This is a genomic window from Microcoleus sp. bin38.metabat.b11b12b14.051, assembly GCF_013299165.1.
Lineage (GTDB): Bacteria > Cyanobacteriota > Cyanobacteriia > Cyanobacteriales > Microcoleaceae > Microcoleus.
This window is the reverse complement of record NZ_JAAFKD010000005.1, coordinates 78431-93081: the sequence shown is the minus strand read 5'-3', so window position 1 is coordinate 93081 and position 14651 is coordinate 78431. Positions and strand designations below refer to the sequence as shown.

Sequence of the window (14651 nt, the reverse complement as noted above, 5' to 3'; positions counted from 1 at the left end):
ATTGTTCGGATGTCACTGCATTTGATCAGAGAGTCGGTTTTAACCGACTTTAACTTTGAGGCAGGGGTTTAAACCCCTGCCGGACTCCGGTACAAGCTAAAAGCTCGATCTTTAATGCAAAATTCCGCTGCGCCACCGACTCACCCAGCAATCTCAAAATTTAAAACTATCTTCAGTAATCTTACTTAGCCCAATATTTTCTCAAACTTTCTAGCATTACCGATCGGTTTCGCCACAGGGAATTAGGATCGCCATTAAGGCTATACCGCTGAAGTTAAAGATTTATTTCTTTTGACACTTGACTCCAATAAGGTGGTATGCTTATAAAATGAATAACATCTTTTAATCGTCGCAGTTTGAGCGCTTACTACAATGACCCAAAAAGTATTTAAGCATTTCGACGAGTTGCAGGGACCTATGGAGCAACTACCTCTAGAGCAAAAGGAAATTTTTACCAGTAATATTAAGGATTTATCCGGATCTTTGGAGGAATTGGTGACGGAGTTTCAGTCACTTTTATTAGCCAAAGAAAAACAAGCAAACTTAGAAAAAATTAACCACAATTTAGAACTTAAAGTTTCCCAGCAAGCTGCTAACATCAGAAATCTAGAGCGGCAGTTAGAGCAAAGCCAGATGCTGCACAGTAGGGTGACTCAGGCACTGACAAAAGGGGAAGCTAGACTGCAAACTCTCCTGCGAAACTCTTCCGATATAATTACAATTATTGAAGCTAACGGGCGGATACGAGACCAAAGTCCGAGCGCAGTAGAGCGGATTTTAGGCTACAAACCCGAACAAAGAATTGGTGAATTCCACAGCGATTTACTGCACCCAGATGATGTACCCGCTTGGCAAGCATATTTTGCCAGATTGCTCAAACAGCCAGGGATTGCACCGCCGATCGAATATCGGAAACGCCACGCTAGCGGTGACTGGGTGTATTTAGAAGTCATTGCTAACAATTTGCTGCACGATTCCAGCATCAACGGCATAGTCATCAATTCCCGCGACATCACAGAGCGCAAACTCTCAGCAGCAGCTTTAGAAAAATCGCAACAGCAAATCGTTAATATCTTAGAAAATATCACAGATGGCTTTTATACGCTAGACCGCAATTGGCAGTTTACCTACGTCAACCAGAAAACAGAGGATTGCTTGCAAAAAAAGCGTCAAGAGCTTTTAGGTAAAAACATTTGGGATCTGTTTCCAGACACCGCGAACACGATTTTCTTCAAGCAATTTTACCGCTCGGTATCTGATAACGTTAATGTTAAATTTGAAGGATATTACCCGCAGCAAAATATCTGGCTAGAAATCGAGGCTTATCCGTCGGAAGAAGGTTTATCGGTGTTCTTTCAAGATATCACCGATCGCAAAAACACCCAAAATGCGCTGCAAAAAATACACTCTCAGCTCCAACAGCAAACCAAGCTGCTAAATACTGTACTCTCAACTACACCGGACAGACTGTTAATGTTCGATCGCTCTGGGCGACTAACTTATATCAACCGCGCCGGATTAGAGTTAACACTCCTGTCAAAAACCTGCATTTTAGGCAAAACATTAGAAGAAATTGGCTTGCCACCAGAACTGATTAAACTCCACAATAATTGCTGGGAAAATATACTAGCCACAGGACAAAGTTTAACAGCAGAAACTGACTTTATTAATCCGCGTACTGGGCACAGGAATTATTGCAGCTACATCTTTAGCCCCATCGTGAGTGCGAAGGGCAGCATCGAAGCAGTTCTCGTTACAAATAGAGATATTACTGAACTCAAAGAAGCCGAAGCAGCCCTGCGCGCATCCGAATCTCGCTACCGAATTATCTCGCAAATTACCTCAGATTTTGCCTATTCTTTTAACATATTGCCCGATCGAACATCGGTCTGCGAGTGGATGACCGAAGCTTTTACCCACATCACCGGTTACACTCCATCAGAAATCGAAACTTCAGGGGGTCTGCAATTTGACTGCATTCATCCCGACGACGTAGAAATGCTGCTGGATCAAATGCAGTCTCGCGACGGCAGGCGCAAGGAAGTCAGCGAGTATCGAATTGTCACAAAATCCGGTGAAATCCGGTGGCTGTGGGATTGCAGGCAAGTTGTGTGGGATGAAGCCGAGAATCGCGCTGTGGGTGTTTACGGTGCTTGTCAGGACATCACCGAACACAAGTTAGTACAGGCCAAATTGTGCGAAACTAATCAAGTTTTACAAGGCTTAATTAAAGCTTTGCCGCTGGCAGTTGTCGGCGTCGATGCGTCGGCTTTGGTGACGCTGTGGAATCCGGCGGCGGAGCGAATTTTTGGTTGGCAGGAGTCTGAGGTTTTGGGGAAGGTTTTGCCGATCGTTCCTAGTGCTGAAAGCGTAAAGTTTAATGCCATGTTTCAGTCCGAATTGGCAGGGAAAGCGCAAGTTGCTAAGCGCTGCCGGCGGCGGCGGAAAGACGGTTCGTTAATTGATATCCGTATCTCGACTGCACCGCTGCGAAATGCCCAAGGCCTGATTACCGGCACTATCAAGATTGTTTCTGATATTTCAGAAGTTAAGGGAAAGCTACAGCAGAATAGCAATTTCAAGTCCGATGGAGCGCAGCCATTTTGGGCGCGTTACGTCCGTATTCCCGATCTAACAAACAATTAAACCAGCCCGCAGCTAGCAACAATATAAATCAGATAGGTTTGTAGTGAGGAATGCGAGTCCTTCTTCGATCCAATCGCAAGGACTAAAATCCTCACTACATCTGTTGCAAAATTCCTTTTAATCAAATTTCGGAACAGGCTCTCCGGCCCGTTCCACAACAATATTTTTTTCTGTGGAACAGGCCGGAGAGCCTGTTCCCAGCTATTTTTGCCAGAAGTCTACTCTTCAACTTGTCTGACAGCCATGCGTTGCAGCGGCAGGCTGAGTATGCTAGAAGCAGTCAACAAGTAAGAAAGAACAGTAGTCAGCTTCAAACTGAGCAACAACCAGCTATCCTCTGGCAAATGAAGTTTCAGCCCAAAAACAGAGATGCAGTAGACTATCCAGTAAGTAAAGCTCATCTTGATCAGGATTTCTTCACTCAAAGTGCGATCGTCGTCCGCCGGCTGAGAGTCACCCTTATCGCCCAGCAGGAGTAGACCGGCGATCGAAGCCACAAAAGAAACGATCACGAGATTGTCATGCCAGTTAAGCTCAACCATTTCTAAAACTCCGCTTGTATCGTAATTTTTGGAATTAGACATCAGTCTAAAGGATAAGTTTTCCAGCTCCAAGCAATAGTTACAATTTGACACAGCCGCAGTTACAAATCGCAGTCAGGAACTCAGGTCTAAAGACACTGAGCTTGCAAGAGCAAATCTCGAAGCAAGCTATTCTGACCAGCCTAAGTCTTAACTGACTACGTTATTTAGGTCACGACACCCTGGAATGCGAAGCTAGTTCCCCGCTCTGTCGTTTGCAATTAAACAGTTCTAAAGTCACTGGAACAGTGTTGCAAGCCCAACAAGCCCTCATAACATTGACCGACAAGCTAACATCACCCCGAAAGGGAGCCCAACAAAGGCAACCATTATGCGATCGCGGGTTGTAAGGTTTGAGATGGTAATTGTCCCATCGAAAGTACATTACAAAAGTACACCTGATCGAACAACCCCAAGGCGGTAATGGAGAGATTCAAGGCGGTTGAAACCGCCGAGTCGTTTTCCTCTCAGGTCTAAAGACTCGCTCGTTTCCGACTTACCGAGTTTTTTTTATGAAAATACACCGCAACCGCCCACCACAGGCTCGTTTAGTCAGCCGCAAAGGACAATTCCCCTTAAATATTGTCAAGTTAGGAGTACCTCGCCTGCATTTCGCCGACCTCTACCACAAGCTGCTAATTCTTTCTTGGCCGCAATTTTTCATGCTGATTTGTTGCTCCTATATACTCACCAATTCTTTATTTGCCTTAGCTTACTTGGCGGGAGGAGATTGCATTGCTAATGCGCGGCCAGGTTCTTTCAAAGATGCCTTTTATTTCAGCGTGCAAACAATGGCGACAATTGGCTATGGCGCCATGTATCCGCGCACGGATTACGCTAATACTATGGTCACGATTGAAGCGCTGTTTGGTTTGTGGGGAGTCGCGATGGTGACGGGGCTAGCTTTTTCCAGATTTTCTCGACCAACCGCTAGAGTTATCTTCAGTCGCGTAGCTGTAATCGCTCCTTTCAACGGAGTTCCGACTCTGATGTACCGCGCCGGAAATCAGCGCTTCAACCAAATTTTAGAAGCGCAACAGCGAGCTACTTTGATCCGCGACGAAGTAACATCCGAAGGAGAATTTATGCGGCGTTTTTACGACTTGCAATTAGTGCGGAGTCAATCTCCTATTTTCGCCTTAACTTGGACGGTGATGCACACAATTGACGAGAGCAGTCCCTTGTACCAACTTACGGCCAAAGATTTGATCGAGTGTCAAGCAGAAATTGTGATTACGCTAACGGGAATTGACGACACAGTTTCGCAAACTATTCACGCGAGACATTCTTTCGTGGCTTCTGAGATTATCTGGAATATGCGGTTTGTAGATATTATTTCGAGAACTCCGGATGGCGGGCGGGTGGTAGATTATACTCTGTTTCACGAGGTGAAGCCTATTGAATGAATTTTTTGATTTACATTGTTATCTGCTTGGCTGTAAAATAGACCTCTTGCATAAGTCTTTGATTGATACAGAAACCGCAGATATCAGATAGATAAACACAGATAAACGCAGATAATTTCGGGGCGTTTTCCGATTTTTGCAATCTTGTCTAATGAGCAGGCTACGATCGTCGGTTAAATATATTGAATAAAATCTGGCTAGCAAGTGCTAGAATAGTTTGATGGTGACAAAACGTAGATTTTCCTCATTAATTACGAATATGACACTGAAAGAACTACAACCGCAACTCCTGGCATTAAGTCCAGAGGAAAAGACTCAAGCTATACAATTTTTAGCCCAAAGCTTAAGCAACTTTTGGTCGGGAATTCAAAAGACTCCCGGCGTGTGTGGTGGCGATGCTTGTATCAGACAAACACGGATTCCGGTTTGGGTGTTGGTGAATGCTCGCCGTCTAGGTATTTCTGAATCTGAACTCCTAGAAGATTATCCGACTCTGCGTGCGGCTGACTTAGCGAATGCTTGGGCTTATGCTGAGGTATATCCTGACGAGATTGAAACAGCAATTCAACAAAATGAGGATGATTGAAAAGTGGCACGTTTTTATGCAGATGAACAATACCCAAAGCGAGTTGTGGAATTTCTAAGGACTTTAGGTCACGATGTTTTGACAGTACAGGAAGCAGGAAATGCTAATCAAAAAATTCCTGATGAAGAAGTATTAGCTTTTGCATTGAGTATTGACCGCGCCATTTTAACGCTAAATCGCCGTCATTTTATCAGGCTGCATACATTACAACCAGACCATACTGGTATCATTGTTTGTAAAGATGATTCAAATAGGGAGAGGCTGGCTACGCGGATTGATGAGGCTATTTTTAATCTCGAAACATTAAGAGGTATGCTGATTCGAGTTAACCGCCCGTCGGGTGAAGATAAGTGATAGAATACATCCAGCATGAAATGAACTTGTACACTTTATAAATAAATCCACTATCAATTCACCTAATTTAAAATACAAGACGGCTCGCGAGCAAGCTTTATGTGTGTCTTTTCTTCCTTCTTCCTTTTTTTACATTGAGCGAAGCCTTTCACACATTCTTCCTTCTTCCTTCTTCCTTCTTCCTTCTTCCTTCTTCCTACTATGCGAATAATTCATACTGCTGACTGGCATTTGGGGCGGCGTTTTCGAGGAATCGATCGCACTTCCGAAATTGCGATCGCCCTAGAACAGATTTTGAAGCAAGCCAAAGAGCTAGATGTCGATGCTGTGTTGGTAGCCGGAGACATTTTTGACGTTCCCAACCCTCCAGCTTACGCCGAACGCATTGCCTATCACTTTTTCTGCGAACTCCAAGCAGCCGGAATTCCCGCAATTGCGATCGCCGGCAATCACGATTCAGCATCCCGCATCGACAGCATCGCGCAACTGCTATCCCTCGCCGGCGTTCGCGCTTTAGGTAAACCCAGGCGATCGGCAGACGGCGGCAGCATTACTCTGAATACCAAAAGTGGTAAACTATGCGTGGGAGCAATGCCTTTTGCTTCCGAACAAAGACTATTAGATGCTAATTCTCTGTGGCACTCCGCCGATGCCAACCGCCGCCAAGATTACCGGGAGATTGTAGCAGATTTAATGCAAAATTTAACTACCGATTTTCGCGACAATACTGTGAATATGCTGATGGGACACATGAGCATTGACGGCGCTCGCTTAGCTAAATCCGAAGTTGCTTACTACACGCGAGAAAAATACCTGCTGTCATCGCAAACTCTGCCGCCAGAAGCTCAATATGTCGCCCTCGGACACATCCACATTCACCAGCGGATTGCTAAGAGTTCTCCCGCTTATTATTCCGGTTCTTTAATTCAGTTAGATTTCGGAGAAGCGGAACAGGAAAAAGGATTTTGCTTAATCGAAGTTGAGCCGGGAAGTCCGGCGAAGGTAGAATTTAGACCTGTGGCTTGCCACAAACCGTTAAAAGTGCTTCAATGTAATAATGACAATCTCGATGCTACTTTAGAAGCTCATCAATATCACCCGGGTTTTTTGAAGGTAATTGTCGAACTAGACAGCCCGCAAATCGGATTAGCCGATCGCGTTCGGCAAATCTGTTCTCAAGCGCTGTTAATTGAGCCACGCTATCGGGATGCACCGCTAGAACCCACAGAGAGCACTAATATCGATCCCAACAACTTCGATCCAGCAGCAGAGTTCTGCAACTATTATCAAAACCGCTTGGGGACGACACCGCAACCCGCTGTATTGGAGGAATTTCAGAATTTGTACCAGAAGTTTAAGGAAACAGTTATTAGTCAATAGTCATACCATTTTTTTTAAGTTATGAGAAACTTTCATGAACAGGTAAAGGAAATAATTACAAAGCCCAATTGTCCTGTATCTCTATCAGATATTGAAAAAATGGTATGACCATAACAAAGATGGTTCGTAGTGTGGACTTTAGTCCGCAATAAGAGCGGACTAAAGTCCACACTACGAACCTTATAGCATTTTTTTTAAGTTATGATAGAGTTTCATGAAAATGTCAAGGAGATGATTACAATGTCCAATGGTCGTTGATCTCTATTGCATCTTTAGAAAAATGGTATCATTGGTCTTTCTGTCAACTGTCAACTGTCAACTGTCAACTGTCAACTATCAACTATCAAAGGAAATAATTACAAAGCCCAATTGTCCTGTATCTCTATCAGATATTTAAAAAATGGTATGATCATAACAAAGATGGTTCGTAGTGTGGACTTTAGTCCGCAATAAGAGCGGACTAAAGTCCACACTACGAACCTTATAGCATTTTTTTTAAGTTATGATAGAGTTTCATGAAAATGTCAAGGAGATAATTACAATGTCCAACGGTCGTTGATCTCTATTGCATCTTTAGAAAAATGGTATCATTGGTCTTTCTATCAACTGTCAACTGTCAACTGTCAACTATCAACTGTCAACTGTCAACTGTCAACTGTCAACTGTCAACTGTCAACTGTCAACTGTCATATGCGTCCACTAGAACTTTTGCTCGAAGGATTTACTAGCTTCCGCCGGGAACAGCGTTTAGATTTTTCTGAACTCGATTTGTTTGCAATTACTGGTGCTACGGGTGCGGGTAAATCTTCGCTACTAGATGCGATGACTTACGCGCTTTTTGGGACGACAACTCGCAGCGGTAAACAAGTAGGCGATTTGGCAAGTCAAGGTAGCGAAAACCTCAAGGTGCAGTTGCGTTTTACTGTAGGTTTGGCACAGTATCGGGTGACGCGGAGGTGGCGTTTTCGTCCGAAATCTCCCGAGAATAAGGTGATTTTGGAAAGTTGGCAGAATGGGGTTTGGGAAACTCTGGGAACGAGTATTATTGCTGTTCAAAATACGATTGAACAGATTTTAGGCATGGATTTTGATACTTTTACCAGAGCGATTATTCTGCCACAAGGCAAGTTTGATGAATTCATTAAAGGGGATACTTCTAAACGCCGGGAAATCTTGCGACAGCTAGCCGGATTTGAGATTTTTGAGCAGATGCGGAAGGAAGCAAACGACCTCGCAAAGCTGTTGAAACAAGAACGCGAAATGGTGGAAAGGCAGCTAGCTGAGTTGAGCGCGCCGGCGGCGGCTGAGGTGGAGCTAAAACGATCGCAACTTTGGATTTTAGAGCAGCAATTACCTCAGTTCGAGCGCGCTGTTGTCGAAGCTCAAAAGGCTTTAGATGAAGAAGAACAGCTATTTTCGCAAATCGCTCGCTGGCAAGAACTCGAACAAGAGTTGGCTAAGTTAAATGCTAATTCTGACCAGATTACTATCTTAGCACAACGTTTAGAAAGAGCGCAAGCTGCCAACCATTTACAGGCAGATTGGGCTTTAGTGCGATCGGCTCGCAGTCAGTATGAAACTGCCGAAACAGCCGCTGTATCAGCGCGAGAGCAGTTGATTAAAGCTCGATCGGAGCTAGCAGCAGAGCAGCAGAAACTTGATGCTGCCGGCGCCAAATCAGAGTCATTGGCGCCACAAATAAAGGCTCGGGAAGACGCCCTGGCTGCTGCAAAAGTATATGAAGAACAGCGCGCTCAATTAGAGAAAGAAGTTGCCATCGCCCAAAAAAATCAACAAGAAAAACTCCGGTTTTTCCAAACAGCAGATAAAGAAGTGCAAGCTGCTAATACTAAAATTCAGGCTGCGGGTTTTCAAGTTACTAGAGCGGCGGCGTTGCTAGAACAGTATGCGCCGGGAGGAAATCGTTTAGAGCAGTTGCAGCAAATTGCACCTGTATTAATGGAAGTTCAGCTAATTGTCAAGCAGGGACAAGCTCAGCACGAAGAACTCAAAAAAGCACTCGCAGCGAAAGAAAGCGCTCAACATAATTATGTCGAGCTTGCAACTAAATTAGCAGGGGCGCAAGTCAGGCTGAAAGAGTCCGAAGCTGAGTTAGAATCTGCCCAAACTGCTAATGCAGAAGCGGCGCGTTTAGAGAGTGTGGCTGCTGTCAGGATGTCGTTGAATACTGGCGATACTTGTCCGGTGTGCGGGGGCGTGCATCCAGACAGCAATTCGCTCGCTCCTTTACCTAGTTTAAAAATTGTTGATGTTGCCCTTTTGCGCCGGAAAGTGGCGGCTGCAAATCAAGTTTTGCAAACTGCTCAAATGGGTGCTGCTGAGGGGAAAAGTGCGGTTTCAGCCTGGGAGCAAAAACAGTCTGAAATTGCTCGAACATTGGAAGCGACGGCGCAGAAAGTGGCTCAGTTGCGGCAGCAAATCACTCAAGTTATAGAAAATCATGACTGGGAAGTCTTGCAGTTGCAGCAGGAGTTGGTTATACTAGCAGAGAGCGATCGCCAATACCGCGAAACCGAGCAACAATTCCAACTCGCATCGCTGGAATATAATAATTACGAACAAAGATTTAATTTTGCGGTGACAGCTAAAGCAGCTAAACAGCAAGAATATCAAAATGCGATAGCCGAATCAGACCGCCGACAGCAGCAGTTGCAAAGTTGTGTGAATGCGCTTTATCAAATTACCGAATATCAACCCTATGCTAATTTAGCAAAAGCCTTGGCAGAAGTAAAGCAAGAGCTGGCAAGTTTGCTGAAAGTTGCCGAAACATCTTATCAAACTGCTCAAAATATTGCTATTCAAGCGGGCGAGAGAGAACAACAAGCTGGAGAGGTTTTTGCACAAGCCCAAGCCCACAAGCAGCAGTTAAACCAGGATTGGTTAGCAAAATTAACAGCGGCTGATTTCACCGAAGAGACTTTTTTAGCTGCGGTAGCAACCGTTAGCGAACAATCGCAGTGGGAAAGTGCGATTCGGTCAGTGCGCGAGTCAAAAATTCAGTTGGAGACACGGGCGAAGGATTTAGCAGACGCGATCGCAGGTAGAACTACCGATGAGGATACTTTAGCACAAGTGCGATCTGCAAAACAGACCGCCCAAGACAAACTCAAACAAGCCAACAACAACCGCGCCGAACTTTTAGTGTGGATTCAAGTAGCCGCCCAAACCCTCGAACAAGCCGAAAGACTGTCACAGCAAATCACCAACTTCACAGAACAAGAGCAAACCTATCACACCCTAGCGCAAAATTTAAAATCTAACGAATTTCAATCCTACATCTTAGAACATCTAGAAGCCGAATTAGTCGGTAGCGCCACCTTAATCTTGCAAGAATTAACCGAAAATCGCTACAAATTAAAAAACCAAGAAGGCGAATACTGGGTAACAGATAATTGGAATGGCGGCGAAGCTAGACGAGTGCGAACCCTTTCCGGCGGCGAAACCTTCGCCACTTCCTTGTCAATGGCTTTAGCTTTGTCAGAAAAACTTTCTCAAGGAGCTCAACTAGGTAGCTTATTTCTCGATGAAGGATTCGGCACTTTAGACGCAGAAACTCTCGAAAGTGTCACTCAAATTTTAGAATCATTACGCCAGCGAGAAAGGCTAATTGGAGTGATTACCCACGTTAGAGGATTGGGCGAAAGACTGCCCGCCCAAGTTAAAGTATTTAAGTCACCGCAAGGTTCTAGAATAGAAGTTGAAAGAGTTTAACTGTATGATAATGAAGTTCGTAGTGAGGACTTCAGTCCTTTCTAGATGAAGTTCGTAGTGAGGACTTCAGTCCTTTCTAGATGAAGTTCGTAGTGAGGACTTCAGTCCTTTCTAGATGAAGTTCGTAGTGAGGACTTCAGTCCTTTCTAGATGAAGTTCGTAGTGAGGACTTCAGTCCTTTCTAGATGAAGTTCGTAGTGAGGACTTCAGTCCTTTCTAGATGAAGTTCGTAGTGAGGACTTCAGTCCTTTCTAGATGAAGTTCGTAGTGAGGACTTCAGTCGTCTCCCCGGATTGCAATTAATCAGGACTAAAGTCCTTACTACGAACCAATTTTAGCGTGAGTGCAATTAATCAGAACTAAAGTCCTTACTACAAACCAATTTTATTAGGGAGGCCGAGTTAAATTAAATGAACAATCACCCAACTCGAATGCAATCGGTACAATCGCCAATCATCCCAATAGTAGGCGAACTAATCCGGCAAAATCCCGGAACCATATCATTAGGACAAGGCATAGTTTACTACAATCCGCCCCAAGAAGCCTTTGAAAAAATCCCCGACTTCTTCGCAAATCCCGACAGTCACAAATACAAAGCCGTCGAAGGAATTCCCGAATTACAAAATGCCATCGCAGCCAAACTCAAAACAGATAATGGGATAGAAATCAACAACAAAAACTGCATAGTCGTTACCGCCGGTAGCAACATGGGATTTACCAACGCCATCCTCGCCATCACCTCGGCGGGAGACGAAGTTATCATCCAATCACCCTATTACTTCAACCACGAAATGGCCGCAATCATGGCAAATTGCCAGCCAGTTATAGTAGAAACAGATGCCAACTATCAACTTAATATCCCTGCAATCAAACAATCAATCACCGACAAAACCCGCGCCATCGTCACCATTTCTCCGAACAATCCAACTGGTGTAGTTTATGCCGCCGAAGCACTCCGGGAAGTCAACGAAATCTGCCGCCAACACAACATTTATCACATCAGCGATGAAGCCTACGAATATTTTACCTATGACGGCGCAAAACACTGTTCGCCCGCAACTTTTCCCAACAGCAGCGAACATACAATTTCCCTGTTTAGCCTTTCCAAAGCCTACGGTTTTGCGAGTTGGCGCATCGGGTATATGGTAATTCCAGAGCATTTGCTGGTTTCGGTAAGGAAAATTCAAGACACCATCTTAATTTGTCCGCCCGTAATTTCCCAGTATGCAGCCCTGGGAGCCTTGCAAGTTGGTCGAATTTACTGCGATAATTATGTAAGGGCGATCGCATCTGTACGCCAACTCGTATTAGACGAACTAAATACTATCCCCAATTTATGTACAATTTCCCCAGCCGCCGGAGCTTTCTACTTTTTCTTGAAAGTTGACACCGAACTCGATACAATGGAATTAGTAGAGCGATTAATTCGCGAACATCACGTAGCAGTGCTTCCCGGTACAACCTTCGGCATGGATAAGGGCTGCTATTTGCGCGTTGCTTACGGTGCCCTGGAAAAAGCAACGGCCACCGCAGGTATTCAGAGATTGGTTAAAGGTTTGAAGACAATTTTAAACAAGTAACATAGGATATAAAAAATGGTTGCAACTAACTTAAAAGTAGATACAAGCATTCAAAATGCCTCCTCCACAAAACTTGATGACTTGCGCGCTTTGATGGCAAACTATGACTTAGATTGCTATTTCATCCCAGCCGTAGACGAACACTTAAATTTATCAGTTCCAGCAGCCAAGCAACGGCGCGCTTGGATTTCCGGTTTTACAGGTTCCGCCGGCGATTTGTTGGTTGGCAAAAATTCCGCTTGGTTGTTTGTAGATTCCCGCTATTACGAACAAGCAGAATTGCAAGTCGATCCTGCACTGATTCAAATATCGAAACTCGGCTTAGAAGGAAATTTAAGCTTAATTGAGACTTTAGAAAAATTAGCGGCAGAATCTGCCCAAAAACCAAGTAAAATTAGATTCGGTTTCGATCCGTTTACCGTCGCCGCAGAGCAATATCAAAATTGGGTCAAAAAATTTGCGCCTGGGGGAATTGAGCTAGTCTCACTCCCGGAAAATTTAGCAGACAAAGTTCGTCAAACGGCAGAAACTTTACCCACAATTGACGAATCTCCGATATTTAGCTTACCAGCATCTCTGACCGGAGAAACCGCCACCCAAAAATTAGTCCGAGTCAGGGAAGCGATGCAGAAAGCTAATATCGATGTACTCCCGATTACCAACCTCAATCAAATAGCGTGGCTGTTCAATCTCCGAGGCGCGGATATTCCCCACATTCCCATTTTCATATCCTACGCCATTCTCACCGCAGACGCAGCGTTTTTGTTTACCAACCTCGAACGAGTTTCACCAGAAATCGAACAAGAATTGTCGCCGAATGTAACTTTGCTTCCCTACGCAGATTATCCGTCAACTTTAGAAGCTTGCGTCAATTTACCGAAAAAAGTTCGGGTGCTATTCGACTCGAAACACAGCACAGCAGGCACTTACCAGTTAATTTTAGACCAGCAAAAAGCTAAAAATAACATCGAAATAGTTTTCGAGCCGAATCCGGTGGAAGGGATGAAAGCTCGGAAAAATCCGGTGGAAATTGAGCAGATGCAATCAGCCAATTTTAAGGCAAGTCGAGCTAAAACTCTAACTTTAAAGTGGTTGACAGAACAGCTAGAAAGTGGTAGTGTATTGACGGAGTTTGATGTTAAAGAAAGCATCGAAAGTTTTTATCAGCAAGAAACTGATTTTCACATTTTAACGTTTAGGACGATCGCAGGTGCTGGATCAAATAGCTCGATCGTCCATTACGGCACTCCCAGCCCCGAAATCACGTTAAAACCCGGAGAATTGCTGCTGTTAGACTCAGGCGCACAGTATTTAGCCGGGACAACCGACGACACTAGAACGATGGTTGTAGGGGAACCGACGGCGCAGCAAATCGAACACTACACCACAGTTTTGATAGCACACATCAACTGTGCCATGCAGCAATTTCCCAAAGGTACAACCGGATCGCAGTTAGATGCGATCGCCCGTGCGGTATTATGGCAACAACAGCTAGATTACGGACACGGCACAGGCCACGGAGTCGGCGCATTTTTAGCCGGTCACGAAGGCCCCAACGGTATCAGCAAATTTGTCCAATATCCCCTGGAACCGGGAATGATCACAAGTATCGAACCTGGGTATTACGAACCAGGTTGGGGCGGAATTCGCCTGGAAAATCTCTATGTTGTCAGGGAAATGCCCTCAAAAAACGGTTCGGTTTGGTACGGATTTGAACCGCTGACGTATATCCCGTTTGAGCAAAAATTGATAAATGTCGATCGGCTGTCCAAGACTCAACTAAAATGGTTGAACAACTATCACGCTTCGGTAGTCGAGAAACTCGCGCCCGTAATTGATGTAGCAACAATCCCTTGGTTGAAAAAAGCTTGCGCTGCCTTTAGTTCGTAGTCAGAACTTTAGTCCTCTTAAAAACAAGAGGACTAAAATTCTGACTACAAACACCTGATTCTGCTTATAAAGCTGGTGACAAGACTCGAACTTGCGACAGGCTGATTACAAATCAGCTACTCTACCAACTGAGTTACACCAGCAGTGAAAGTTAATATAGCAAACTTATCGCCATTAGCGCAACCCCCCCAGCAAACTTTTTTTCAAATTCGCCCAAAAACCCTCCCCGTAAGGGCAGAACCGGAATTATTGTCTCTCGGGCACACCCACACCTCAGAAACCGGGTTTCTTCCTATATTTCTCGTTACGCAACCCATATTTTTCGTAGAAACCCGGTTTCTCACCCCTTCCTAGGTGCACCCAAATCTCAGAAACCGGGTTTCTTCCGATATTTCTCGTTATTCAACCCAAATTTTTCGTAGAAACCCGGTTTCTAGCCCAGTGGGTAAGTTTTGTGAAGCTTCTCGCGACGGGTTTTAAACCAGTGCGGACTCGC

The 14651-nt window shown here is 44.7% G+C and carries 9 protein-coding genes and 1 tRNA gene; 8 read left to right on the top strand and 2 right to left on the bottom strand.

What is annotated here, in order from left to right; all coding sequences use genetic code 11:
- The first annotated feature begins 417 nt into the window (after positions 1–417).
- Entirely contained in the window at positions 418–2646 is a 2229-nt protein-coding gene (locus QZW47_RS07840; RefSeq protein WP_293125801.1) for a PAS domain S-box protein, read from the top strand.
- Positions 2647–2864: 218 nt separating this feature from the next.
- Here the strand turns inward: QZW47_RS07840 and QZW47_RS07835 are convergent, their stop codons facing one another.
- Positions 2865–3230 (bottom strand): hypothetical protein, encoded by a 366-nt coding sequence (locus tag QZW47_RS07835; protein WP_293125799.1) that lies wholly within the window; start codon positions 3228–3230, stop codon positions 2865–2867.
- Positions 3231–3739: 509 nt separating this feature from the next.
- Between QZW47_RS07835 and QZW47_RS07830 the strand changes: the two genes are divergently transcribed.
- From QZW47_RS07830 to QZW47_RS07800, 7 genes are all read left to right on the top strand, one after another.
- Positions 3740–4633 (top strand): ion channel, encoded by an 894-nt coding sequence (locus tag QZW47_RS07830; RefSeq protein WP_293125798.1) that lies wholly within the window; start codon positions 3740–3742, stop codon positions 4631–4633.
- Positions 4634–4892: 259 nt separating this feature from the next.
- Positions 4893–5219 carry a DUF433 domain-containing protein gene (locus tag QZW47_RS07825; protein WP_293125796.1) on the top strand — a complete coding sequence of 109 codons (327 nt, stop codon included), beginning with the start codon at positions 4893–4895 and terminating at the stop codon, positions 5217–5219.
- 3 nt (positions 5220–5222) lie between these two features.
- Positions 5223–5573, top strand: a complete 351-nt coding sequence (locus QZW47_RS07820; protein WP_293125794.1) for a DUF5615 family PIN-like protein — start codon at positions 5223–5225, stop codon at positions 5571–5573.
- 201 nt (positions 5574–5774) lie between these two features.
- Entirely contained in the window at positions 5775–6953 is a 1179-nt protein-coding gene (locus QZW47_RS07815) for an exonuclease SbcCD subunit D (protein ID WP_293125792.1), read from the top strand.
- A 690-nt stretch (positions 6954–7643) separates the two neighbouring features.
- Complete coding sequence (locus QZW47_RS07810) at positions 7644–10685, top strand: SMC family ATPase (RefSeq protein ID WP_293125790.1); 3042 nt, start codon at positions 7644–7646, stop codon at positions 10683–10685.
- A 410-nt stretch (positions 10686–11095) separates the two neighbouring features.
- Complete coding sequence (locus tag QZW47_RS07805) at positions 11096–12265, top strand: pyridoxal phosphate-dependent aminotransferase (RefSeq protein WP_293125788.1); 1170 nt, start codon at positions 11096–11098, stop codon at positions 12263–12265.
- A gap of 15 nt (positions 12266–12280) precedes the next feature.
- Positions 12281–14155: an aminopeptidase P family protein gene (locus QZW47_RS07800; RefSeq protein ID WP_293125786.1), complete on the top strand. Its 1875-nt coding sequence runs from the start codon at positions 12281–12283 to the stop codon at positions 14153–14155.
- A gap of 70 nt (positions 14156–14225) precedes the next feature.
- Here the strand turns inward: QZW47_RS07800 and QZW47_RS07795 are convergent.
- Positions 14226–14298: transfer RNA gene (locus tag QZW47_RS07795), tRNA-Thr, on the bottom strand.
- Positions 14299–14651 lie beyond the last annotated feature (353 nt).